21 protein-coding genes are annotated in these 22,852 nt (G+C 61.6%); 11 read left to right on the forward strand and 10 right to left on the reverse strand.

The features are described from left to right. Positions 1–183: 183 nt before the first annotated feature. The 3 genes from NKI32_RS16050 to sseA form a co-directional block, all read right to left on the reverse strand. Positions 184–651 carry a DUF1203 domain-containing protein gene (locus NKI32_RS16050; protein WP_023706533.1) on the reverse strand — a complete coding sequence of 156 codons (468 nt, stop codon included), beginning with the start codon at positions 649–651 and terminating at the stop codon, positions 184–186. A 172-nt stretch (positions 652–823) separates the two neighbouring features. Next, positions 824–1,387: a GNAT family N-acetyltransferase gene (locus NKI32_RS16055; protein ID WP_353002983.1), complete on the reverse strand. Its 564-nt coding sequence runs from the start codon at positions 1,385–1,387 to the stop codon at positions 824–826. Between the two features lie 5 nt (positions 1,388–1,392). Then, complete coding sequence (gene sseA / locus NKI32_RS16060; RefSeq protein WP_352853822.1) at positions 1,393–2,244, reverse strand: 3-mercaptopyruvate sulfurtransferase; 852 nt, start codon at positions 2,242–2,244, stop codon at positions 1,393–1,395. Positions 2,245–2,450: 206 nt separating this feature from the next. On the opposite strand from sseA, the gene NKI32_RS16065 reads away from it, so the two are divergent. The 3 genes from NKI32_RS16065 to NKI32_RS16075 are packed head-to-tail and all read left to right on the forward strand — an operon-like array spanning position 2,451 to position 4,569. After that, positions 2,451–2,882, forward strand: a complete 432-nt coding sequence (locus NKI32_RS16065) for a hypothetical protein (protein WP_023672793.1) — start codon at positions 2,451–2,453, stop codon at positions 2,880–2,882. Continuing rightward, positions 2,882–3,748 carry an alpha/beta hydrolase gene (locus NKI32_RS16070; RefSeq protein WP_023706530.1) on the forward strand — a complete coding sequence of 289 codons (867 nt, stop codon included), beginning with the start codon at positions 2,882–2,884 and terminating at the stop codon, positions 3,746–3,748. The genes NKI32_RS16065 and NKI32_RS16070 overlap by 1 nt, the downstream gene beginning before the upstream one ends. 32 nt (positions 3,749–3,780) lie before the next feature. Further along, entirely contained in the window at positions 3,781–4,569 is a 789-nt protein-coding gene (locus NKI32_RS16075) for a Stf0 family sulfotransferase (RefSeq protein ID WP_352659083.1), read from the forward strand. Positions 4,570–4,578: 9 nt separating this feature from the next. On the opposite strand, the gene NKI32_RS16080 is transcribed toward NKI32_RS16075, so the two are convergent. Next, complete coding sequence (locus NKI32_RS16080; protein ID WP_353002984.1) at positions 4,579–5,781, reverse strand: cytochrome P450; 1,203 nt, start codon at positions 5,779–5,781, stop codon at positions 4,579–4,581. Positions 5,782–6,001: 220 nt separating this feature from the next. On the opposite strand from NKI32_RS16080, the gene NKI32_RS16085 reads away from it, so the two are divergent. Both NKI32_RS16085 and NKI32_RS16090 read left to right on the forward strand, forming a co-directional pair. Next, positions 6,002–6,928 (forward strand): Lpg1974 family pore-forming outer membrane protein, encoded by a 927-nt coding sequence (locus tag NKI32_RS16085; protein WP_156931562.1) that lies wholly within the window; start codon positions 6,002–6,004, stop codon positions 6,926–6,928. 51 nt (positions 6,929–6,979) lie between these two features. Continuing rightward, positions 6,980–7,837 carry an alpha/beta fold hydrolase gene (locus NKI32_RS16090; RefSeq protein ID WP_353002985.1) on the forward strand — a complete coding sequence of 286 codons (858 nt, stop codon included), beginning with the start codon at positions 6,980–6,982 and terminating at the stop codon, positions 7,835–7,837. Between the two features lie 53 nt (positions 7,838–7,890). On the opposite strand, the gene NKI32_RS16095 is transcribed toward NKI32_RS16090, so the two are convergent. Both NKI32_RS16095 and NKI32_RS16100 read right to left on the reverse strand, forming a co-directional pair. Continuing rightward, positions 7,891–8,634 (reverse strand): alanyl-tRNA editing protein, encoded by a 744-nt coding sequence (locus tag NKI32_RS16095; protein WP_353002986.1) that lies wholly within the window; start codon positions 8,632–8,634, stop codon positions 7,891–7,893. Then, the gene (locus NKI32_RS16100) at positions 8,634–9,668 is read right to left on the reverse strand and encodes a cysteine synthase A (RefSeq protein WP_353002987.1); all 1,035 of its coding nucleotides are present in this window, start codon (positions 9,666–9,668) and stop codon (positions 8,634–8,636) included. The genes NKI32_RS16095 and NKI32_RS16100 overlap by 1 nt, the downstream gene beginning before the upstream one ends. A gap of 214 nt (positions 9,669–9,882) precedes the next feature. Here NKI32_RS16100 and NKI32_RS16105 point away from each other — a divergent pair, with 214 nt between their 5' ends. Together NKI32_RS16105 and NKI32_RS16110 are read left to right on the forward strand one after the other, a co-directional pair. Then, entirely contained in the window at positions 9,883–10,704 is an 822-nt protein-coding gene (locus NKI32_RS16105; protein WP_023726794.1) for an SDR family oxidoreductase, read from the forward strand. A 69-nt stretch (positions 10,705–10,773) separates the two neighbouring features. Next, on the forward strand, positions 10,774–11,754 hold the full coding sequence (locus NKI32_RS16110) for an alpha/beta hydrolase (protein WP_353002988.1): 981 nt from the start codon (positions 10,774–10,776) through the stop codon (positions 11,752–11,754). Positions 11,755–11,847: 93 nt separating this feature from the next. Here the strand turns inward: NKI32_RS16110 and NKI32_RS16115 are convergent, their stop codons facing one another. After that, entirely contained in the window at positions 11,848–13,284 is a 1,437-nt protein-coding gene (locus NKI32_RS16115) for a DEAD/DEAH box helicase (RefSeq protein ID WP_031193338.1), read from the reverse strand. Between the two features lie 407 nt (positions 13,285–13,691). Here NKI32_RS16115 and NKI32_RS16120 point away from each other — a divergent pair, with 407 nt between their 5' ends. Together NKI32_RS16120 and NKI32_RS16125 are read left to right on the forward strand one after the other, a co-directional pair. After that, the gene (locus tag NKI32_RS16120; protein WP_353002989.1) at positions 13,692–15,224 is read left to right on the forward strand and encodes an acyl-CoA carboxylase subunit beta; all 1,533 of its coding nucleotides are present in this window, start codon (positions 13,692–13,694) and stop codon (positions 15,222–15,224) included. Between the two features lie 153 nt (positions 15,225–15,377). Further along, on the forward strand, positions 15,378–16,301 hold the full coding sequence (locus tag NKI32_RS16125; RefSeq protein WP_198025444.1) for a M48 family metallopeptidase: 924 nt from the start codon (positions 15,378–15,380) through the stop codon (positions 16,299–16,301). Positions 16,302–16,326: 25 nt separating this feature from the next. Here NKI32_RS16125 and NKI32_RS16130 read toward each other — a convergent pair whose 3' ends face one another. The 3 genes from NKI32_RS16130 to NKI32_RS16140 are packed head-to-tail and all read right to left on the reverse strand — an operon-like array spanning position 16,327 to position 21,018. After that, on the reverse strand, positions 16,327–18,327 hold the full coding sequence (locus NKI32_RS16130) for a hypothetical protein (protein WP_353002990.1): 2,001 nt from the start codon (positions 18,325–18,327) through the stop codon (positions 16,327–16,329). Next, positions 18,324–19,865, reverse strand: coding sequence for an NAD(P)H-hydrate dehydratase (locus NKI32_RS16135; protein WP_353002991.1), 1,542 nt, complete (start codon positions 19,863–19,865; stop codon positions 18,324–18,326). Before NKI32_RS16135 ends, NKI32_RS16130 begins: the two co-directional genes overlap by 4 nt. 19 nt (positions 19,866–19,884) lie before the next feature. After that, positions 19,885–21,018, reverse strand: a complete 1,134-nt coding sequence (locus NKI32_RS16140; protein ID WP_353002992.1) for a hypothetical protein — start codon at positions 21,016–21,018, stop codon at positions 19,885–19,887. 7 nt (positions 21,019–21,025) lie between these two features. Here NKI32_RS16140 and NKI32_RS16145 point away from each other — a divergent pair, with 7 nt between their 5' ends. Both NKI32_RS16145 and glnA read left to right on the forward strand, forming a co-directional pair. Next, a complete protein-coding gene (locus NKI32_RS16145) occupies positions 21,026–21,364 on the forward strand; it encodes a P-II family nitrogen regulator (protein WP_006205430.1) in 339 nt (112 codons plus the stop codon). A gap of 58 nt (positions 21,365–21,422) precedes the next feature. After that, positions 21,423–22,832, forward strand: a complete 1,410-nt coding sequence (gene glnA / locus NKI32_RS16150) for a type I glutamate--ammonia ligase (protein ID WP_023672775.1) — start codon at positions 21,423–21,425, stop codon at positions 22,830–22,832. The last annotated feature ends 20 nt before the right edge of the window (positions 22,833–22,852 follow it).

Consider the following 22,852-nt stretch of genomic DNA (forward strand, 5'->3'; position numbering starts at 1 on the left):
GGCAGTACGACAGTTCGCCGCCAGTCGGCGCGCCACCGTGTGCCGGCGATAGTCGCGGGCGCTGTGTGAAGCGTTTCACATCAGCCATCCGAAAAACCTGCGCAGACAGGGGTGCCAACTTGACGGATCGAGCCGTCACACGGTTCCCAACTGCCCGCCAGACCAACGGCGGGCATTTTTTTGTCAGGCACGTTCGATTCGGCACTGATAGCAATTGTTGCGTGCCGAGCGGACATGGACGTAGGCGATATCGTCGCGTTCGAGCAGGGTTTCGGCCCGCGCCGTGATTGCTGAGGTCAGGATGACGCCGCCACTGCCGTAGACGATGCGATTATCCCCGTCATAGCCACGCACGATGTAGTCGGGGCTTTCGAGCACCTCTGGCAGCTGCTCGGTCTCGGGGGCGCGTTCGCATTCTTCCGCATGCAGGAAGATCGGACCAGTTTCAGCGTAAGGCTGCAGATCCGGGAATGGGCGATAGGCCAGAACGAGATAGACGTCGCCCGCGGCGATGTTCTTGAGACAGTGCCGGCAAGGGATGCCGTCGCCGTCGGAAATCTTTCGCTCGGGCGTGTGGCCGTAGGCATCCGGGCCTCCAAACTGCAGGGCTCTGACCTCCTGGGTTGGCAGGGCTTTGAACTGAATGGTCATGGCAGAAATCTCCGGTGTCGTTGACCAGAAATTATGCATCCAAGCCGATGCTTCCCACCCGATTCCTGCCAAGTATCGAAGCGTCAATTGGGTATCATCAGCCGGTGCTATCGAAATCTCGATGAATCTGCGATGGCGGTCGGTCTCGCAAACAAGCCGGCTAATTAGGATGTCATGGCCTCATGACGCTGGCCGAGCGCTCGGAGAACGACAGCGGATGCACGATCTCCTTCTTTTGCGCCACCGGCGCAAAACCGAGCTTCTGGTAGAGCGGCAAGGCCGCCGGATGGTCGAGCGTGCAGGTCTGCACCGTTACCCGTTTCGGCCCATACGACCATGCTGCGGCAATCGCCGCACCGAGGAACCAACGGCCGATGCCTTGCCCGGTCGCATGTTCCATCATGCCGAAATAAGCGAGTTCGACTTCCTCTGGCAAATGCGGCTTGAGGTCGAAGAACCCGGCCGGCGCGCCGTCGAGATAAAGCACCCTGATGTCGCGGTCCTCGCGGTGGATGCCGGCGGCAAGCTCGTCATCGTCCAGCCTCAGCACATTGACCCAGTGCCATTTGCGTCCGACCCGATCCATCAGATAGCGGTAGAAATGCAGCGGAATGTCCTTGGTCCTGAGCAGCGCGATCTGCCTGTTGTAGGGCAACGGCGGCGAATAGGCCGGCGGCACATGCATTTCCAGAAACGTGACCGTAACCTCGATGTCGTCCAGCGCGCCATTTTCCATCGCCATCATTCCTTGCCCGTCACCACGGGCGTGTCTGCCAGCCCGCCCCATTCCGTCCATGAGCCGTCGTAGAGCCGGTTGTCGGTGTGGCCGAGCGTCTCCAGCGCCAGAGTGACGACAGCCGCCGTGATGCCGGAACCGCAAGAGGTGACGACCGGTTTCGACAGATCGATACCGGCATCCTCAACGGCCTTGCGCAACTGGTCCTTCGACAACAGCGCGCCATCCTGTGACAGCGCCGAATAAGGCAAATTGTGCGCGCCGGGCATGTGGCCGGAGCGAACACCCGCGCGGGGCTCTGGCTCGGCGCCGGTGAAGCGGCCCGCGCCTCGGGCGTCCGCAATCTGGCTCTCGCCAGTCTCGACGATGCGGCGCATGTCGGCAAGGCTGGCGACGCGAGCGGCATCGAAATCGGCATGAAACACATTCGGCGCGATCTTGGTCGGCTCCGCCGTCACCGGCCGGCCCGCCGCCTTCCAGCGGTCGAAGCCGCCGTCGAGCACATAGACCTGGAACACGCCCATGACGCGGAACATCCACCAGGCGCGCGGCGCCGAGAAGAAGCCCGGACCGTCATAGACGACGATGGTGTCGTCGGCCGAAATACCCATGGCGCCGACATATTGCGCGAAATGCTGCGGCGAAGGCAGCGTGTGCGGCAGCTTGGCATCTGGGTCCGAGGCCGCATCCTGGTCGAAGAAGCGCGCACCCGGAATATGCGCTGCCTCATATTCGGCGCGTGCATCGCGCTTCTGCGCCGGCAGGTACCAGGACGCATCGACGATCGTCAGGCCGGGCTCGCCAAGACGGCTCTGCAACCAGTCCGCATCGACTGTGAAAGGGCTGTCATCGGCCATCGTTGTTCTCCTGCCTTGTTGGCCGACTACTATATTTTGGCGGCCATTCGGTTCCGGATCCTGTTTGGCCCGACAATCTGAATGCGCAGCGAGCGCACGACGTAGTCAGCCGCAGCAGTGTGTTGATTCTGATTGTTTTCGTGTTTCGTGGCGAGTACGGAGTGATGGTTATGATCTGGGATGGGCGGGGTCAATAAAATCTCGACATGAGCAATCTCTTGTTTTCCCGAACTCCGAGCAATCCGGCTTCGCTCGGGCTTGTTTGCAATTTTCTTGCACACTATCCGCCTTTCGATGGTTACGAGTTCGGCTTGATGGTGAAGACGCTACGCTATCAAATGGATCAGCAGACACATATGATCGGCTCGATCGACGACGTTATCGTGGCCTACGTTGGATGGATCCAGACCAGTCGCGAGATAGCGGAGGCATGGGCGAAGAATGGCGGTCCGCTCAATCCTTTTCCCGGCGGCGACGCTACCGCCGTCACGGTGCTGGCGACGCGGTCTTCGTCCCATATCCTGCCACTTATCAAGAACGCCAAGCTCATAAACCTTGACAAGTCGGTGTTCTGGAAACGCGACTTCATTGACAACCGCGGCTCGGTCAAGCGTGCCGTCCGCAAGCGCGACATCTGATGAGTTCGGCCAAGCCTGCCGAGGCACTGACGCAAGAAATACTTATCCGGCTGGATGACCGGTATGCCGCAATGTTCGTGCGCATCTGGCGGCCAGCCGGCACGCCTCACGCCACAGTTTTCTGCCTTCACGGCTTCACCGGCAATGGTGCCGATTTTAACTACCTCGCCACATTCTTGTGCCGCAATGGTTTCCTGGTTGTCTGCCCAGACCTGTTGGGGCGCGGGCGTAGCGCCTATCTGGGCTCCGGCTACGACATCAACGTCTATTCCAAGTGCCTGCGCGCGCTTGGCGAGTTCGCCGGCACGGAGAACCACTTCATCGGCACTTCGTGGGGCGGCACGATCTTGCTGTTGTTTCTGCACATGACTCGCTCCAAGGCCACGAAAATCGTTCTCAACGACGTTCCAATGCTCGGCGGGCCTAAGGTCGACGCTATGAGAGACGCCGTCATGAAGGAAAGTGCGCTTAAATTTGAGAGCCGTGCGGCTGCCAAGGACTATCTGGCCACCACCAGATCCCTCATGGGGCCGGTCGAGGACGCAGTGTTCAATCGCTATGTGGAGAACCGGATCGCAGCCGGTCCCGAGGGCTTCCGGCTCGCCTATGACCCCGCAACGACGGGAAATTTTGGCGCACTGACCGGCCGCCAATACGATCTTTTCCCAATCGCTGCCAAGATCGACGCCCGCGTTCTGTTGATGTACGGCCGCGACAGCCAATTCGTCGACCGGCAGGCCATCGAGCGCACACGGCTCGCACGGCCTGATCTGTGGCTTGTCGACAACATCGATGCTGGCGATCCGCCATCGCTGATGACGCTGGACCAGGCTCTGCTCATCCTGGGGTTCCTGTCTGCGGCCTAAATCTGGCGTGTGATTGTGGGTTGGTTCCGGATATGCATTTCGACGATTTGTACAGTGAATACATCTCGGCGACCTATGATCGCCAAAGCTCAACCGAAAATCCCGCCAAGATCCTGATTTGCACCACTCCGCGAACGGCCGGGCATTCCTATTGCCAAACCTTGCAACAGTTCGGCTTGGGAATCCCAACCGAGTATTTTCAGTGGCAGTATGCCTTGCCGCTGATGATACGCTGGTCGGCCGACAACACAATTGATCTTGAAAAACTCAACGAGCGGGCAATGGCCTATGGTCGCCAGCTCCTGGCGAAAAGGACTGAGAACGGTGTGTTCGCCGCCAAGATCTTTTTTGAAAACCTGCCATTCGCACGCAATTCAATCGGCAACGACGACGGCAACTCGTTCTATGTCTTCCTCTCGAGAAGAAACAAGGTGGATCAAACCATAAGCCTGCTTTCGATGCTCCATACTGGCCAGCCGTTCGACAGTCGGGAGACGCTGCCTGGAATCCCCAAGGTGACAATTTTGACCGAGAGGGTTGCCAGGGATACCGCCCAACATATTTTCGACAGCGAAATCAGGTGGAAAAATTACCTGAACACCCTTGATCAGAGCAGAGTGGCTGAGGTCTGCTACGAGGACTTCATCGCCAACCAGCAGAAAAACGTTTCCGCCACGATGAGCAACTGGTTCCCAGGTTTCGAGTTGAAATCAAAAGCCGTATCGACGGGTGCGCGCTATGCGCATGATGCCGAACTCAAGGCCATGATCAAAAGGCAATTTGGGGACTATGTCGCTCGGTTTTGGCAGGACCATGCCTGACCCTGCGTTTCATCGACGCGAAACACTGACGGAGGCACCCTGCGCCGGGCGCAGTGCCAGCGCATAGTCGAACCGGATGACATCGTCGACCCGGCTAAAAGCAAACTGGCGCACAATGGCAAGGACTGCCTCCCGAACTTCCAGCCGGCCGAGACGTGCGCCACCGCACATGCGCGGTCCGGTGAGGAAAGGAATGAAGGCCCTCCGATCAAAGCTGTTGTCGAGGAACTCCTTCCGGCTGGCATCGAAGACACGCGGGTTTGACCAGAAAGCCGGGTTCTGGTGCACGCCGACGATCGACACCATGATCAATTGCCCGGCGTAGAGACGCCGACCTTCGAGAACCGTATCGGCACCGACTTCCCGGGTCAGGAACGGAATCGGAGGGAAAAAGCGCATCGTTTCGTTGATCATGCAATCGGTATACGGCGTCTGCGCATCGCCCGAGAGAACCTCGGCATGGATACGGTCTTGCACCTGCTGGTTTGCCCCCAGTCGATCGATCACCCAAAGTGCGGTCGTCACCGATGTCTCGACGCCTGCGAAGAAGTTCATGACAAACTCCTCCACCGGCGAGAAGCCTTCGATATCTGTGGCTTCGCTTCTAAAGCGGTCCATCTCCGCAGCGGCGCGGGGATCCGCCATCAGCAGCGATGCGAAATCGGCGACCACCGCGCGAGCGTCCTGGATAGCGTTCCCACGTTCGGCGGTCGTCGGCGTCACCCAGGAATAATATTGGAGACGCCTCAGAACGTCGCGGACCCTGTCGAGCAGCAACAGCGTCGCCGCCATATCGGGAACAAGGCCGAAAGCCCGGTAAAATATGGTCATCGACGCGGCGAACAACGCTTGCTGGATGGCTGGTAGCGTGGCGTCGCTACTGGACAGACAGGTGGCGAAGATTTCCGCAACGGGATGCTGCTGCGCCGGCTTGGCGGCCGCCAAATAGACGTCCTGGGTGATGGTACGCCGGACCGACCAATCCTGATCGTTCGTGTTGAAACGGCTGAAACCGAGCGCCGAGATCAGGGAGAAGTTCTTCCGAAAGAGCTCCGGCGCCTTGACGATTGTGTCGACGGCTTCCGGATTGTCAAAGACAACCATGTTGCCGAAGTCGCTGGGCCGACCACTCGTTTCCGCCTGCCCGCCATGAGCAAAAAGCGCATAGACGAGGTTGTTGAGAACGCTTTCGATTTGTATCCGGTCGTCCATCGATGCCCCCCGCGCAGCCGTAGACACCAGGCGGCCAGCGCCGACATCTCCACCAGAAACTCCTACGCTATCATATTCGATTCGCAGAGATAAAACGGGTTCTGTGGCAAACGCGTAACACTGCCCGATCAAATGATTATGGCAGCTATGACGAAAGGTGCCGCTGAGGTAGTGTGCGAGTGGGCTAATGTCAATTCAGTTCGATTCCAGGCGGGGAAAAATGCGAAATCAGGTTTCAAGTAAGCTTCTTGCTACGGTTGCAGCGTCTGCCGCTTCGGTGACATCGGTTGGTGTGGTCGCGGCTCATGCCGCCGATGCACAGGTAACCGATCCTGCAGTGGTCGATTCCCGCATCAAGATTGCCTTCGAAGGCGCGGTCTATCAATCCAACGTCGACAAGCTTGGCGATACCAGCGACAAGCTCGGCAGTGGCAATGATTTCGGCGATCTCTACGGATCAGTGGCGCTCACCAAAGCGATTTCTTCGGATGTGGACTGGAGGCTCGCTGGTACTTTTCACGCCGGCCAGGACAACGACTTTAGTCTGAATGTCCCGCAAAGTGGCGGCGTCATCGGCCTGTCGTTCGGCAACAGCTACAATTTCCAAACGCTCGACTTCGATATCGGCAAGCATGTCGAGGCGCAGGGCGCCGACATCCGGTTCTTCGGCGGTCTGCGCTTGCTGCACTCCAAGGAGAAGCTGAATTTCAATGTGAGCGCCACTCCCAATGATCCGGCCGACAAGGGCGGCAACGCTGACAAGCTTGGCTCATCCGAGTTCTACGGCATCGGTCCGCGCCTCGGCGCCGAAGTCTACTATCCGCTGGGTGAGACGTGGGGTCTTACCGGTGCGGTTTCGGGCTCGGCTATGTGGGGCCGACGGACGGACAAGTTTAGCCTCCACGAACATGAGAGCGATCCAAGCGATCCTACTCCTGATCCAGATATCAACGTCAGCGAAAGCCAGCATTCCAACAAGGTTGTTACCAGCATAGACCTTTCCGGTGGCGTGACTTTCAAACCGTGGGAAAATACCACGTTCACCGCAGGCTATCGGGTCGAACAGTGGCACAATCTGCTTGAGATGGCGGACAAGAGCACCCAGACATTCAACGGCCCGTTCCTGCGCCTCGAAGTCAAGATGTAGGCCGGCGGTTCGAGCCTCCCAGCTCGGACTACTGCTTCGAATGGATTGCAATTGACGGAACAGGAAGTGGCGTTTGAATCTAGGGTTGCCGTCAATGGCAACGTCAAACTGCACTACACAGCGGCGGGCTCAGGCCCGCCGATTGTGTTTCTGCATGGCATTCCGGATCACGGAATGGGCTGGCGCCGGCAGATGCAAGCGCTCTGCGACCGATATCGGGTGATCGCGCCGGACCTGAGGGGCTTCGGACAAAGCGATGGACCACAAGGCCATGGCAACTATGCGCTGACCCACCTGGTCAACGACGTGCTGGCTGTTCTTGCAGCGGAAAAGCTGACCCAGGCCGCTATTGTCGGCCATGACTGGGGTGGCATCATCGCATGGTGGCTGGCCATACGCGTGCCGCAGGTCGTGCGCCATCTCATCCTGCTGTCGGCACCGCACCCCCGCAACTATCTGCGTGCGGTCGCCGATCCGGCCAATGCCGAGATCATCGGATATGTACGTGGCTTCCAAGTCCCGGGCGCCACCCAGATGCTGGACATCGACAAACTCGCCACCTGGGTCGCCGATCCGCAGGACAGGCAGGCCCTGACAGATTCGCTCAGGCGATCCGATCCGGAAGCGATGCTGGGCTACTACAGGGCCAACATACCGCTTGGCAGGGTGCCGGATCTGGGCCAGCTGCCTTTGGTCAAGGCGCCGACCCTTGTGCTGTTTGGCTCCGACGATCCCTTTGTGCCGTCAAGCGCTTTTGACGGGACCTTCCGAGAAGTCGACAACGTTACCGCCGTGATTGCTTTGCCCGGGGCTGGCCACTTCATCCACCATCAAGCAGCCAAGTTTGTCACCGAGCAGATCGAAGCATGGGTTGAGCGATCACCGTCCAGTTTCCGACACCTTGATTAAGCCAAGGTGTCTCAGACCGGCTGAGCAATATAGAGGCCACGTGCTATTTGACCCTAATTCGCCGGCATTGGTCCGAAGCGAATGCGAAAACGCCGGTTTTCGCGGCCCTTCTTCTCGATCTTGCCGATATGGATTTCACCGACTTCGCCGGTGCTTTTGACATGGGTGCCGCCGCAGGGCTGGCTGTCGATCGAAGCGTTGTCGCCGATGCAGACCAGGCGGATCTTGCCGGTGCCGGCGGGCGGCCGGACATTCTTGGATTTCACCAGGCCAGGATTGGCTGCCAGTTCCTCGTCGGTGATCAGCCTGACGAAGATCGGATGATCGGCCCGCACCAACTCCATCAGCCCGGCGGTGACGTCTTCCCTGGTGAAGCCGGCATCGGGAGCGTCGAAGTCGACGCGGCTGTCATCTTCGGAAACCGCAGCACCGGTAATCGGAAACGGACAGACGACGGTGAGCAAATGGCAAGCTGCGTGCATGCGCATCAGGAGATGCCGCCGCTCCCAGTTGATGGCGAGTTTCACCTGCTCGCCGACCTCGGGTGCCGGCTGCTCCGGCGCCGGCACATGGATGATCTCGTCCTTGGTCTCGCCGGTGATGGTGGCGGCAAAGGCGATGCGGGTGCCGTCGGCGCGCTCTAATGTGCCGGTATCGCCAGGCTGGCCGCCCGATGTGGCATAGAAGATGGTCCGGTCGAGAATGATGCCGCCGCGCTCGTTGATGGTGACAACGGTGGCGTCAGCCGCTCTGAGATAGGCGTCGTCGCGAAACAGCGCTTCTGTTCTGTGCGCCATCAGGCGACCTTCTCATACGGCACCGAAATTGTGCTGCGCTCATTCATCCAGCCCGGCACCGGCAGGTTCTTCTCGCGCAGGAATTCCGGGTTGAACAGCTTCGACTGGTAGCGCGTGCCATAGTCGGCAAGGATGGTCACGATGGTGTGGCCGGGGCCAAGCTCGCGCGCCAGCCGTATCGCGCCGGCAATGTTGATGCCGGTCGAACCGCCGACGCACAGGCCTTCTTCCTGGATCAGCTCGAAGACGATCGGCAGCGCTTCCTCGTCCGGCACCTGGAACGAGAAGTCCGGCGTGAACCCATCGAGATTTGCCGTGATGCGCCCCTGCCCTATCCCTTCGGTGATCGAGCTGCCGTCGGACTTCAATTCGCCACTGGTGTAGAAGGAATAGAGCGCCGCACCCAGCGGATCGGCGAGCGCGATCTTAACGTTGCTGCTCCTGGCCTTCAGCCCGAAGGCGACGCCGGCCAGCGTTCCGCCCGAACCCACCGCCGAGACGAAACCGTCGACCTTGCCGCCGGTCTGCGTCCAGATTTCTTCCGCCGTGGTGCGGATATGGCCGTCGCGATTGGCAACGTTGTCGAACTGGTTGGCCCAGATCGCGCCGTTCGGCTCCGACCTCGCCATCTGCTCGGCTAGCCGCCCCGACAGTTTCACGTAGTTGTTGGGGTTCTTGTAAGGCACCGCCGGCACTTCGATCAGCTCGGCGCCAAGCAGCTTGATCGTGTCCTTCTTTTCCTGGCTCTGGGTGTCGGGAATGACGATCACTGTGCGATAGCCCAGCGCCTTGGCAACCAGCGTCAGGCCAATGCCGGTATTGCCTGCCGTGCCTTCGACGATGACCCCGCCCGGCTTCAACAGCCCGCGCTGTTCGGCGTCGCGGATGATGAACAGGCCTGCGCGATCCTTGACCGACTGGCCGGGGTTCATGAACTCGGCCTTGCCCAGGATCTCGCAGCCGGTCTGCTCCGAGGCCTTGTTGAGGCGGATCAGGGGCGTGTTGCCGATCGCTTCGATCACAGAACGGGGCATCCGGGATTCCTTATGTAGCTGCGGCGAGACCCTAGAAACCCGAAGCGTGCGTTTCAAGGCAAGAATTCGCCTGGTCCAGTCGCATTTCGGGCACTGCAATCTCCCGCGGCCGGACAACGCGCGATGACGATCATTTCAACCAGTACGGAAAAGCGCTCTTTTCATTCGATTTTTTCACCGCTAGAGCACTAATGACAGATCGGCAGGGCGCAGAATGACACTTTACCGGGCCAACCCGAAGCACGGCGTCGCCTGGATAACCGGCGGCAGCAGCGGCATCGGCCGTGCGCTGGCAAAGGACCTCGCGGCAAAGGGCTTTGTCGTCGCGGTCACCGCACTCGACGGCGACCCACTCGACGCGCTCATCGTCGAGACTGCGCAGATGCCGGGACGTGTCGTCGCCTACCCTTGCGACGTCACCGATGAGCCGCGCATGGCAAGCACGGTGGCGGCGATCGAAAAGGAGCTCGGCCCGATCGTGCTCGCCGTCTTCAACGCCGGCAACTACATCGCCACACCCGGCGAAGACCTCAGGGTCCGCGACTTTCGCCAGACCTTCGAGGTCAACTATTTCGGTATCATCAATGGCCTCGTCCCGCTCATGGAGCGCATGCGCATCCGTGCGCGCGGCCATATCGTGCTTGTCGGGTCGGTCACCGCCTATTTCGGCTGGCCGACCACGGCGGCCTATGGCGGCTCGAAGGCGGCGATCAACATCTTGGCCGAGTCGCTGAAATACGATTTCGACAAGATGAATGTACGCATTCAGGTGATGAATCCGGGCTTCATCGACACGCCGCTGACCGAAAAGAACATGCTGCCGATGCCGGGACTGATGCCGGTCAACCGCGCCTCGCGCCGCATGCTGCGCGGCATCGAGCATGGCGGCTTCGAGGTCACCTTCCCTCACCGGCTGAGCTGGGGGCTGAAGCTGCTGGCACTGCTGCCAAGGCCAGTCTGCCGGTGGTTCATCAGCACGGCGACCCGCTGGACAGGGCGGCCCCTGAATTTCGACCGCAAGCCGCCGAACCAATAGCTGTCCATAGCCCGGCTGTTGCCTGACTGCACCGGCCGCCATAGCTTTAGAATTGTCGTGGAGTCTGAGATGGGGCGGCGGATCGTGCTTGCGGTGCTGGGCGTCGTCATGATCCTTGTCCTGGCCTTCCTGCTTGGTCCGCGCGTTCCCGTCGACACCACGATCCATTTCGATGACAAAGTGATCGGCGACGACCCGCAAGCGTATGTCGCGCGCGAAGAGGCTGCCGTCCCCAATATCCGCGACGGGCTCGAGAAAGAAATCATCTGGGCCGATCCGATGGTTCACGCCAGGACGCCATTGGCGATCGTCTATATCCATGGCTTTTCGGCATCGAAGGGCGAGGTTCGCCCGCTGGCCGACGAGGTCGCCGACCAACTCGACACCAACCTTTTCTACACCCGCCTCACCGGTCATGGGCAGGACGGCGCCTCGATGGCGCAAGGCAGCGTCAATGCCTGGATCAACGACTATGAGGAGGCGCTCGCCATCGGCCGGGCCATCGGCGACAAGGTGATCGTCATCGGCACCTCGACCGGTGGATCGCTGGCGGCATGGGCGGCGACCGAGCCTGGCGCATCGGACGGCGTCGCTGCAATCGCATTCATCTCGCCGAATTTTGGCATCAGGGCTTCAGGCGCCGAGCTGCTGACCATGCCCTGGGGCAGGCAGATCGCCGAGTTCGTCGGCGGCAAGGAGCGCAGCTTTCCGACCCGCAACGCGCTGCACGAGAAACTCTGGACGCACACCTATCCAATGGCGGCCGTGCTGCCGATGGCCGCGCTGACCAACCTTGCCTACGCAGCGCCTGTGGAGAAGGCAACCATACCGGCGCTGTTCATCTTCTCGGATTCCGACAAGGTGGTGCGCCAGGATCGCACCCGCGAAATCGCCGGGCGCTGGGGCGCACCGCATGAACTGGTGCCCGTCGACGACAATGGCGATCCCGACGACCACGTCATTGCCGGCGACGCGCTGTCGCCCTCGACCACGGCTTTCCTGGCGCAGCGGATCGTCGTGTGGGTGAAGGCAATTACCGGGCAGCCCTAAACGAAAAGGACGGCCGAAGCATTGCCCCGGCCGTCCTCATATTCAATCGTCAGCAATCAAGCCAGGCTCGACGAGCCTGACCGGTTCGTCTGATCAGGCAGCCCGCGCCGCAGGCCGCTTGCCGCCGAAGCGGCGCTTGTTGTTGCCCTTGAAGGCCTTGGCGCCTTCCGGCTTGCGCTCACTTGCACCCGCAAAAGCCGGCTTGTCACCAAAACGCTTCTTGGCGAAGCCGTTGTTCTGGCCACCGGGCCGCCTGCCGTCGCGACGGCCATTGCGGTCGTTGCGATCATTGGCGGGCTCGAAGCGCTCGTTCTTTTCGGCCGGATTGCGCACCGGATCGGGGCTGCCGAGATGGTCGGCAACGATCGGCAGCTTGCTGCGGATGATGCGCTCGACCTGACGCAGCTTGCTGTTTTCGGAAGGATCGCAAAGCGTGATGGCAATGCCGTCCATGCCGTTACGGCCGGTACGGCCGATGCGGTGGACATAGCTTTCGGCCTCATCCGGCAGGTCGAAATTCACCACATGGCTGATGCCGGGAACGTCGATGCCGCGCGCCGCGATGTCGGTCGCCACGAGAATGCGCACCGAGCCCTCGCGGAAATCGTTGAGCGCCTTCTGGCGGGCGTTCTGCGACTTGTTGCCGTGGATGACGGCGGCCTTGAAGCCGTCGCGTTCGAGGTCCTTGGTCACCCGGTCGGCGCCATGTTTGGTGCGCGAAAAGATGATGACGGACTTCATTGCCTCGTCGGCGAGCATCGTCGACAGCACCTGGCGCTTCTGCTTGGTGCGGGCAAAGACGACGCCCTGCACGATCTCGGCGGCCGCGGTGCTCTGCGGCGCGACTTCGACGCGGATCGGGTTCTTCAACAGGCCCTTCGCCAGCTCGGCGATTTCGTTGGGCATGGTGGCCGAGAACAGCACCGTCTGACGGTCGGGCGCGGTCGCCTTGGCGATCCGCTTGACGTCGTTGATGAAGCCCATGTCGAGCATGCGGTCACCCTCGTCGAGCACCAGCCATTTGGTGTCGGAGAGAATCAAGTCGCCCTCGCGCACCAGGTCGGTCAGGCGGCCGGGCGTGGCGATCAGGATGTCGACGCCGGGCGCAACCTTCTTCACCTGGCTGAAGCGCGAGACGCCGCCCAGCACGAGAGCGGTCGAGACATGCGCGCCCTTGGCGAGGATCTTGATGGTGTCCTCGATCTGGACGGCGAGTTCGCGCGTCGGCGCCAGGATCAGCGCACGAGTGGTCTTGGCCCGGCGCTTGGTGCCGAGCGCGATGATCTTCGACAGGATCGGCAGCGCGAAGGCAGCGGTCTTGCCCGAGCCGGTCTGGGCGATGCCGAAGATATCACGGCCTTCCATCTGCGGCGGGATCGCCTGCGTCTGGATCGGCTTCGGCTCGGTGAAGCCGGCGCCATGCGTCGCCTTGAGCAGCGCGCCCGTGATCCCAAGAGCTGCGAAACCGGTGAGGTCCGCAGTGTTGCCGGTCGAGATCGCGTTACCGGCTGAGGTGTTTTCGTTGGTCAAAATAGTCTTCTTTCACGCGGTCTTGGCCGCAAACATCGATGGCGGCAGGGCGCAACCTGCCGTCAAAATTTGATATGAAACGACAAGGCGGGCGGACGGAAACGTCCACTCGGCTGCGCTGTCGTGCCCGCAGGCGTCATGCCACGGGGCTCTTTCGCCACTTCGAGATGTATCGGAAAGAGGGGCCGATATACCGGAAAGAGGGAAAACAGACGCAACCAGTCTCATTTGTCGAGAAGGCCGGAATCTCCGGCCCAAGCGCCTATGGGCTGCATATGGCTGAGTTCGCTCCGGAATGCAAGGGGCCACATGTTGCAGCGCAGCAAAATCGACTGCGAAAGCGGCGCTTGCGCACGCCTGCAGCCATCATTACCACAAAGGCAGCTTCCATTTCTGGAGACCGAGCGATGAAGGATGTGCTGAAGGAACTCGAGCGCCGCCGCGAGATCGCCCGCATGGGCGGCGGCCAGACCCGCATCGACGCCCAGCACAAGAAGGGCAAGCTGACGGCGCGCGAACGTATCGAGGTCTTTCTCGACGAAGGCTCGTTCGAGGAGTTCGACATGTATGTCGAGCATCGCTCGACCGATTTCGGCATGGAGAAGACCAAGATCGCCGGCGATGGCGTCGTCACCGGCTGGGGCACCGTCAATGGCCGTCCGGTCTATCTCTTCGCCAAGGACTTTACCGTCTTCGGCGGCTCGCTGTCGGAGGCGCATGCCGAAAAGGTCATCAAGGTGCAGGAGATGGCGCTGCGTAATCGCGCGCCGATCATCGGCCTCTACGACGCCGGCGGCGCCCGCATCCAGGAAGGCGTGGCGGCGCTAGGTGGCTACGCCGAGATTTTTCAGCGCAACGTGCTCGCATCCGGCGTCATTCCTCAGATTTCCGTGATCATGGGCCCGTGCGCCGGCGGCGACGTCTATTCGCCTGCGATGACCGACTTCATCTTCATGGTGCGCGACACCTCTTACATGTTCGTCACCGGGCCGGATGTGGTCAAAACGGTCACCAACGAGACGGTGACGGCCGAGAGCCTTGGCGGCGCGTCCGTCCACACGACCAAATCGTCGATTGCCGACGGCGCCTACGACAATGACGTCGAGGCGCTGTTGCAGATGCGCCGGCTGGTAGACCTTTTGCCCGCGTCAAATACGTCGGAGCTTCCTGAGATCGAGTGCTACCAGTCGGTCACCGACCATGATCTGTCGCTCGACCGGCTGATCCCGGACAACGCCAACAAGCCTTACGACATCCAGGAGCTGATCCTCAAAGTTGCCGATGAAGGCGATTTCTTCGAGATCCAGCAGAACTTTGCCAAGAACATCGTCACCGGCTTCGGCCGGGTCGAGGGCCGTACCGTCGGCTTCGTCGCCAACCAGCCGATGGTGCTGGCCGGCGTGCTCGATTCCGACGCCAGCCGCAAGGCGGCGCGCTTCGTGCGCTTCTGCGACTGTTTTTCCATTCCCATCGTCACCTTCGTCGACGTGGCGGGGGTGCTTCCCCGCCCCCCGCAGGAATATGGCGGCCTGATCAAGCATGGCGCGAAACTCCTGTTTGCCTACGCCGAGGCGACCGTGCCGAAAATCACCGTCATCGCCCGCAAAGCCTATGGCGGCGCCTATGACGTGATGGCCTCAAAACATCTGCGCGGCGATATGAACTATGCCTGGCCGACGGCGCAGATCGCGGTGATGGGGGCGAGAGGCGCGGTCGAGATCATCTACCGTAAGGATATCGGCCACGCCGAAAAGCTCGCAGCCCACACAAAGGCTTACGAAGACCGCTTCCTGTCGCCCTTCGTCGCCGCCGAACGCGGCTATGTCGACGAGGTGATCATGCCGCATTCGACCCGCCGCCGCATTGCCCGGGCACTGCGCATGCTGCGCAACAAGGACATGCAGAACCCTTGGAAGAAGCACGACAACATCCCGTTGTAACATCCAATGTCGCGACTGATCATCAGCGCCGGTCGGCGGTTTGGCAGGTTCACGGTCCTGTTTTTCGTTGTTCCCGCCCTCGTCATCTTCTGCGTCTGGATGTCCCTGCTCGACAACCATCCGATCTGGTTTATGGCCAGCGGCTTCGTCGTCATGCCGATCGCCACCACGGCCTTGGCATTTCTGTTCGGCACATTGTTTGCGGGCTTCCGGCGCAGCAAGATCAAAGGCGTCAGTGAAGCAGAAGCGCCCGGCCTGTGGGCGCTGTGGCGGAGCGTCGCCGGACCGCGCCGTGCTGCGCGCACGGTTGTCATACTAGAGGGCAACCTGAACGCCAGCGTGCGCGAGGAGCGCACGCTTCTCGGCCTTCTCGGCAATCGGCTGTTTCTAACCATTGGCATCCCTCTCCTCGCAGTGACCGATGAAAGAGCGCTTGCCGCGATCCTTGCCCATGAGGACGCGCATGTGCGCAACAAGGATACCAATGGCAGCCTCAATCTCGCTGAGTTCGAAAACGGTTTCGGATTTGTCTTCGAGTATGCCCCGCCCGGAACCACGATCACAGGCAGCCTGCTCCACGCCGCTATCGGCTGGCTGTCGCAATCGTTCGAGCGGGAAGAAATCCGGCTTTCGCGCGAAGCGGAGATCAAGGCAGATCGACACGCGGCATCCTCCGGCGACGCCGAGCACGCCGCACGCGCGCTGTTGCTTCTTGCCACGGCAGACGTGCATTTCGCGGAGACGGTCTATGACCCTTTGCAGCATGAATTGCGAGGTGCTTTGCGTCCGCCGCGACCGCCGCTCGAGCGCATGCTGGAAGCTGCCGGCCAGCTGCGAGAACCCATTTGCCTCAATGTTTGCGCCCGCAAGGCGTGGGCAAGCCCGGATGACGCAAAGTCCACCCATCCATCATGGGCTCAACGGCTGGCGGCGCTTGGCTACACGGAGCCGCCCGACCTGGACCCGATCGCCGTGACCGCGCTCTCGACGCTGCTGAACTCGAGCGTAGCACAGCGCCACATTTCGGAATTCGACACCAAATGGACTGCGCGGATGGAAGACTATCTCCAGCGCTGAACTGGTGGTCGCCCAACTCGCAGGCTCACTCCTCTTCCGCCGCCCCGAACCCCGCATCCCTGGGGGCGCTGGTCGCGCTCGCCCAAGGCGTTGCGTGGTTGTCGATGCGCATCTGGAAGATGAAATAGGTCGGCGAGCAGTAGCCGATGCCTTTCACCTTGGCGGCGCCCGGCGTGTCCGGCGGCAGCGACTGGCACATATAATCCTCGCGGCAGAAATGATCGGCCGAACATGCGGGACGGTTGCCGCGGTTGACCGCGCCGCCGAGGCACTGGTCGAAATTGTTAGTGGCGACGCAGGTGTCGAATTTCTTGCCGCCGACTATGCCGCAAATTTCCGATGGCATCGGCTTGCCCGTCTTGAATGCGGCGAAGCTGCGGTCCTTGTCGTCGCAGGCGCGATAAGCGATGCCTGCCGGTACGCCGATTTTCGGTGGCCGGCAGGTGTAGGCGGTCCGCGAAAAGGTCGGCGCAAAAGCAGCGAACTGGCCGGTGATCTTGTAGCGGTCGTTGAACGGCTGAGACGGGTTGCTGGCGATCGACCCGGTCAGGCAGGGATGGCCCGAAAACATCTTTGGACTGTCCTTGGGCAACAGACATTGCGCCAGCGTGGTGCGCACGCCTGAGGCCGTCGCCAGCGGCGTGCAGACGGTGCCGCTACCGCATTGCCAGGTCGCGCCGAAGCGTCTTGCATCATCCGGCATCAGGCACGTCATCGCCATCTCGGCCGGGGCGTAGTCGACATCGCCGGCATCGGTCCATGTCGCCGGCGGCGCAAAGGACAGCGGCCGGTAGCGGTTCGGCTCCTTGCCTTCTTCCGTCGCGCGCAGCCAAGCCTCACGTCGCGGAATCTCGGCATGGAGATGCGGCGAGATGCCGACCTCGATCCGGTTGAGAGGCGACGTCGTTTTGTCGTCGAGGCCGATGAAGTGAAAGCCGGCCGTCGAACCCGCCTGGTGGCAGCCCTGGCAGGCGCCATTGTCCAGCCGCTCGACCAGCGCCTCCGGTGTCCGCACCAGCTTTAGCGCCGCATAGTCCAAGCCGGCGAAATCCGCTGGCTGGAACAGCGGCGTGAACGGATGGTTGGCCCGTCTCGCGCTGCCGAAGGTCGACCACGAGATGATTTTCTTGGCCAGGAATTCGTCGGGGATTTCGTAGACGCCGAGATCGACGGCCGCGACATTGGCGCTGACATAGTCGGCGAGCCCTTTCTTCAGTGCGGCATCATCCGAGAGCCGCGCAACGTCAGGCGTATTCTCCAGCGGCTTCTCGCTGATGGCAGCGCCATCGATACCGAAGATCCGCATCAGATAGGCCGCCTGCCCGCCGAATTGGATCTCCTGTCCCGAGGGAAAACGCACCACCTGCGCATTGAGTTCAAGCTGCTTGAACGTCAGTTCCTCCGGTGCCAGCGAACCGCCGGCCAGCCAGCCGGCATCGACGTTTTCGTCGATCTGCGGTGTCCAGCGCCCGGCAACGCCGACGCAGCCGCCATCGGCATCCGGCGCCACGCTGTAGACGGCGTTGAAGTTGAACGGGAGCCGCGAGGCCAAAACCTTGCCGTTCTTGTGGAAACTGTAGGCCAGGCGATAGATGAAGCGCACCTCGCCGCAACTCTTGTCGCCTTGCAGGGCGGCGAAATCGCGCCGGTCGAGCCGGTTGACGACCCCGACCAGGCGGAAGCGTGCGGCTTCAGTCTTCAGCCAGCGCATGTCCATGATGCGTCCGACATTGCCGTCGGTCACCTCGTAGAGCGTGCGCCCGCCGGCCTTGATCTCTGCCCGCAGCGCGGCAATATCGGCCGCCACCATGTCGACAACAGCATGATAGGCCGGCGCCTCGCTGTAGAGCGTCTTCAGATCGTCCGGGCCATCGACGGCGAAAATGCCGGCGAAGCCAAACCCCTTGGCATCGAGGGCGGCCAGCACCGCCGGATCGTCGACGATGGTCACCGGCTGCTCAGCGCGCACGCTATGCGACGCGAACAGTGCGATGACGGCCGCGATGACGAGCACAAACCGCTTCATCCGATCGGCACCTTCTGCCGTGCCTCGACAAGTTCACGCAGCACCGGCACCAGCGCCAGCGGCAGATCCTCGGCGATCAATCCAGGACCGAAGCTGCTGCCGGCCTCGGCATGGATCCAGACAGCGGCGCAAGCTGCTTCGAAGGGCAACATGCCTTGCGCCAGCAGCGCGGCAATTATGCCGGCAAGCACGTCCCCTGACCCGGCGGTGGCCAGCCATGGCGCGCCATTGGCGTTGATCGCGGCGCGGCCGTCGGAAGCCGCGATGACGGTGTCGGCGCCCTTGTAGATGACAGTGGCGTTGGCGAGCGCCGCAGCCGCGCGAGCCTTGGCGAGCTTGGACAGACTTTTGTCATCGGCGATGTCGGGAAACAGTCGGCCGAACTCGCCCTCATGCGGCGTCATGACCAATGCTGGCGCATCCGGCCTGCCGGCCGCCTCGAACAGCGTTGAGACCGCGTTGCGGAAAGACGTGATGCCGTCGGCATCGAGCACCAACCCTTCAACACCACCCTCTTGCCGTGTTCTGCCGAGCACGGCGAGGGCGAAATCTCGCGCCTTGTCACCAACACCAAAGCCCGGGCCGAGGACAAAGCTCGACGACCGGCGATCGCCGAGAAAGTCTTGCACGTCCTCGATAGCGTCGGCCTTGCGCAGCATGATCGCGGTCAGATGCGTGGCGTTCACCTGCATGGCATTGGCGGGAGACAGCACGGTCACTGCCCCTGCCCCGCTTCTTGCAGCGGCAAGTGCGGCCAACCGCGCCGCACCCGTCGCCGACGGTCCGCCGGAGAAGACGCCGACATGGCCGCGTTTGTATTTGTGTGCATCGACCGCCGGCACCGGCAACGCGTCGAGCCAGAACGCCGGCTTGTTTTCGAATGCGCGCGGCGCGACCTGGGCGATGATGTCGTCGCCAATGCCGATATCGGCGACGACGATCTCGCCGCATCGGTCCCGGCCGGGCAACAGCAGATGCCCCGGTTTCTTGCGCGCGAAGGTGACGGTGATGTCGGCACGAAATGCCGTGCCGAGAATGTTGCCGCTGTCACCTGAGACACCTGAAGGCAAATCGACGGCAACAACAGACTGGCGGGCGGCACTGTCCACCGCGCGTGCGGCATCTCCCGAAATGTCCTTGGACAATCCCGCGCCATAGAGAGCATCGACAATCAATGAGCCTGGCTCGGCGGCAAAAGCCGCTAGCGGCTTGCGCTCCAGCAGGCATTGGGCCGCGGCGACCGCGGCATCGCTGCCTGCCCTCGGTTCGCCTGACGCCCACAGCGCGACATCGACACCCGTCTCCGCCAACAACCGCGCCACGACAAAGCCGTCGCCGCCATTATTGCCGGGGCCGCACAGCACATGCACCCTAGTGGCTGAAGGATAGCGCGCCAACACCGCCGCCGCGACCGCTTCGCCGGCGCGCTTCATCAGGCCATAGCCGTCCAGTGGACCGGCCGCGATTGCCAACCGGTCGGCCTCCGCCATCTCGGTCGGCGACAGCAGTTCCAATTTGGCGCCGGCCGGCAAACCCATCGCTGGTACGTCCTTCGGTTCATCCGCCTTGCGTGGCAGCGTCGGGAGTTCGACCGGACACGAGGCCGGGATCGAGCTTTGAGGCATAGATCGCCGATTCCATGACGATGGTGAGACCGAGCTTCGGGTCGAGCAAATCCTTGGCCTGACCGAGAATCAATGCCGCCACATTGGCGGTGATGGCCGGCCAATTGGTCACGTCGGCCTCGCCATAGACAATTGTCGCATTCGGCAGACGGCCGGTCAGACACGTCACCGCCATTGGCCATGCAAATCCAAGCAATTTCCTGACCGGGAAATGCGGATGATGATTTTTGCCGACCGACGGCAGCCCCTCCAGTGGGCCGCCCAGCGTCTGCGAGACATGGGCGAACATGGCCTCGAGCGAAGGCATACCATTCGGCGGCAGGCCGTTGTTGATCGCCGTTCCGGCAGCGAGGTTCCAGAGCCGCTCCGGAGCCTTCTTGTCGTCGCGGGCAAAGAGCATCTCGTTCAGCGGCTCGCCGAACAGGAAACGCGACCCGTCCTTGGTCGTCACGATGTCTAGCTCGGGTGTGCGGCCGCTGAGCAGAGCGCACTGCGCGGCAAAGCCGGCAATCGCTCCCGCAGCCGAAACGATGGTCTCGGCATGGATGCGTCCATTCACCGCCAAAAGCTGCGGAAGATTGTCGCGCAAATGTCCGAATGCAAAGTTGCAGGCGGCGCTGTCAGATTTGTCACGCCATGGAAAATCCACGGCCCGCGGCGGTCCGCCACCAGTCGAACCGCCACCGGAGCCGGCAGAGCCACGTGAAGACTGCCCGCGCCCAAATACACCCTTCATTCGTCCACCTTTCACTGCGTCGTTGACGCGGATATGCCCACACCGGGAATGATGGGTCAAATCTGCCAGGCCGCCCAACTGCACGGATCCGCGCGGGCCTGCAAAATGCGCAATCTGCCTAATTATCGTGCAGACGCCCGAAGCGGCAATGTGTAGGCTTCGGGCAGCTTTGCCGCAGCCGAAGCAGAGGATGACGCGAATGTGCATCCCGGCGCGGCGCGGCATTGGAATTGCGCGAAACCGCTTCGCGTGGGCTGAAATTGGCACAGTTCGTGCTTGATGGAGGCGCAAGCGGGGCGCACAACCCGTTTTTTTGGCAGTGGAGGCCACTTTTTACATGAAAAAGATCGAAGCGATCATCAAGCCGTTCAAGCTAGACGAAGTGAAGGAAGCGCTTCAGGAGGCCGGTCTGCAAGGCATTACCGTGACCGAGGCCAAGGGCTTTGGCCGCCAGAAAGGCCATACCGAACTCTATCGCGGCGCCGAATATGTCGTCGACTTCCTGCCCAAGGTGAAGATCGAAGTCGTGCTGGGCGACGACGCCGTTGAAGGCGCCATCGAAGCCATCCGCAAGGCGGCGCAGACCGGCCGCATCGGCGACGGCAAGATCTTCGTCTCCAACATCGAGGAGGTCGTTCGCATCCGTACCGGCGAAACGGGGATGGACGCCGTCTGAGCTTTCTGATTTCAGATTAACGTCTCCTCGAAACGTCATCACACAGGGAAGAAACGACATGACGACAGCCAAAGACATCATGAAGCAGATCAAGGACAACGACGTGAAATTCGTCGACCTGCGCTTCACCGATCCGAAGGGCAAGCTGCAGCACGTGACGATGGATGTCATCGAGGTCGAGGAAGACATGTTCGCCGACGGCGTCATGTTCGACGGCTCCTCGATCGCCGGCTGGAAGGCGATCAACGAGTCCGACATGGTGCTGATGCCCGATGCGGACACCGTCCACATGGATCCGTTCTTCGCCCAGTCGACCATGGTCATCCTGTGCGACATTCTCGATCCGGTCTCCGGCGAATCCTACAACCGCGATCCGCGCGGCACCGCCAAGAAGGCCGAGGCCTACATGAAGGCCGAAGGCATCGGCGACACCATCTATGTCGGCCCCGAAGCCGAGTTCTTCGTCTTCGACGACGTCAAGTACAAGGCCGATCCCTACAACACCGGGTTCAAGCTGGACTCGACCGAACTGCCGTCCAACGACGACACCGACTACGAGACCGGCAATCTCGGCCACCGCCCGCGCGTCAAGGGCGGCTACTTCCCTGTGCCGCCGATCGACAGCGCGCAGGACATGCGCTCCGAAATGCTGACCGTGCTCGCCGAAATGGGCGTGCGCGTCGAAAAGCACCATCACGAGGTTGCCGCTGCCCAGCACGAGCTCGGCATCAAGTTCGACACGCTGGTCCGCAACGCCGACAAGATGCTGATCTACAAATATGTCGTGCACCAGGTCGCCAACGCCTATGGCAAGACGGCCACCTTCATGCCGAAGCCGATTTTCGGCGACAACGGCTCGGGCATGCATGTCCACCAGTCGATCTGGAAGAACGGCAAGCCGACCTTCGCCGGCAATGAATATGCCGGCCTGTCGGAGTCGTGCCTGTTCTACATCGGCGGCATCATCAAGCACGCGAAGGCGATCAACGCCTTCACCAACCCGCTGACCAACTCCTACAAGCGCCTTGTGCCTGGCTATGAAGCCCCGGTTCTGCTCGCCTACTCCGCGCGCAACCGTTCGGCCTCCTGCCGCATTCCGTTCGGCTCGTCGCCGAAAGCCAAGCGCGTCGAGGTCCGTTTCCCCGATCCGGGCGCGAACCCCTACCTCGCTTTCGCCGCCATGCTCATGGCCGGCCTCGACGGCATCAAGAACAAGATCCACCCGGGACAGCCGATGGACAAGGATCTCTACGACCTGCCGCCGAAGGAACTGAAGAAGATCCCGACCGTCTGCGGTTCGCTGCGCGAAGCGCTGCAAAGCTTGGACAAGGACCGCGGCTTCCTGAAAGCCGGCGGCGTCTTCGACGACGACCAGATCGACTCCTACATCGAGCTCAAGATGGCCGAAGTGATGCGCTTCGAAATGACCCCGCATCCGGTCGAATACGACATGTACTATTCGGTCTGAACGATAAGCCTCAGCGACAA

Origin of the sequence: Mesorhizobium sp. M0761, assembly GCF_040320205.1 — a bacterium.
In the GTDB taxonomy this organism is placed as follows: domain Bacteria; phylum Pseudomonadota; class Alphaproteobacteria; order Rhizobiales; family Rhizobiaceae; genus Mesorhizobium.

Coding starts and splice junctions, on each gene's coding strand:
- NKI32_RS16050 (WP_023706533.1), bottom strand. CDS start 651: ATGACCATTCAGTTCAAAGCCCTGCCAACCCAGGAGGTCAGAGCCCTG.
- NKI32_RS16095 (WP_353002986.1), bottom strand. CDS start 8,634: ATGGCGCACAGAACAGAAGCGCTGTTTCGCGACGACGCCTATCTCAGA.
- NKI32_RS16080 (WP_353002984.1), bottom strand. CDS start 5,781: ATGGACGACCGGATACAAATCGAAAGCGTTCTCAACAACCTCGTCTAT.
- NKI32_RS16145 (WP_006205430.1), top strand. CDS start 21,026: ATGAAAAAGATCGAAGCGATCATCAAGCCGTTCAAGCTAGACGAAGTG.
- NKI32_RS16055 (WP_353002983.1), bottom strand. CDS start 1,387: ATGGAAAATGGCGCGCTGGACGACATCGAGGTTACGGTCACGTTTCTG.
- sseA (WP_352853822.1), bottom strand. CDS start 2,244: ATGGCCGATGACAGCCCTTTCACAGTCGATGCGGACTGGTTGCAGAGC.
- NKI32_RS16105 (WP_023726794.1), top strand. CDS start 9,883: ATGACACTTTACCGGGCCAACCCGAAGCACGGCGTCGCCTGGATAACC.
- NKI32_RS16135 (WP_353002991.1), bottom strand. CDS start 19,865: ATGGGTTTGCCGGCCGGCGCCAAATTGGAACTGCTGTCGCCGACCGAG.
- NKI32_RS16065 (WP_023672793.1), top strand. CDS start 2,451: ATGAGCAATCTCTTGTTTTCCCGAACTCCGAGCAATCCGGCTTCGCTC.
- NKI32_RS16070 (WP_023706530.1), top strand. CDS start 2,882: ATGAGTTCGGCCAAGCCTGCCGAGGCACTGACGCAAGAAATACTTATC.
- NKI32_RS16130 (WP_353002990.1), bottom strand. CDS start 18,327: ATGAAGCGGTTTGTGCTCGTCATCGCGGCCGTCATCGCACTGTTCGCG.
- NKI32_RS16075 (WP_352659083.1), top strand. CDS start 3,781: ATGCATTTCGACGATTTGTACAGTGAATACATCTCGGCGACCTATGAT.
- NKI32_RS16120 (WP_353002989.1), top strand. CDS start 13,692: ATGAAGGATGTGCTGAAGGAACTCGAGCGCCGCCGCGAGATCGCCCGC.
- glnA (WP_023672775.1), top strand. CDS start 21,423: ATGACGACAGCCAAAGACATCATGAAGCAGATCAAGGACAACGACGTG.
- NKI32_RS16085 (WP_156931562.1), top strand. CDS start 6,002: ATGCGAAATCAGGTTTCAAGTAAGCTTCTTGCTACGGTTGCAGCGTCT.
- NKI32_RS16100 (WP_353002987.1), bottom strand. CDS start 9,668: ATGCCCCGTTCTGTGATCGAAGCGATCGGCAACACGCCCCTGATCCGC.
- NKI32_RS16125 (WP_198025444.1), top strand. CDS start 15,378: ATGCCGATCGCCACCACGGCCTTGGCATTTCTGTTCGGCACATTGTTT.
- NKI32_RS16110 (WP_353002988.1), top strand. CDS start 10,774: ATGGGGCGGCGGATCGTGCTTGCGGTGCTGGGCGTCGTCATGATCCTT.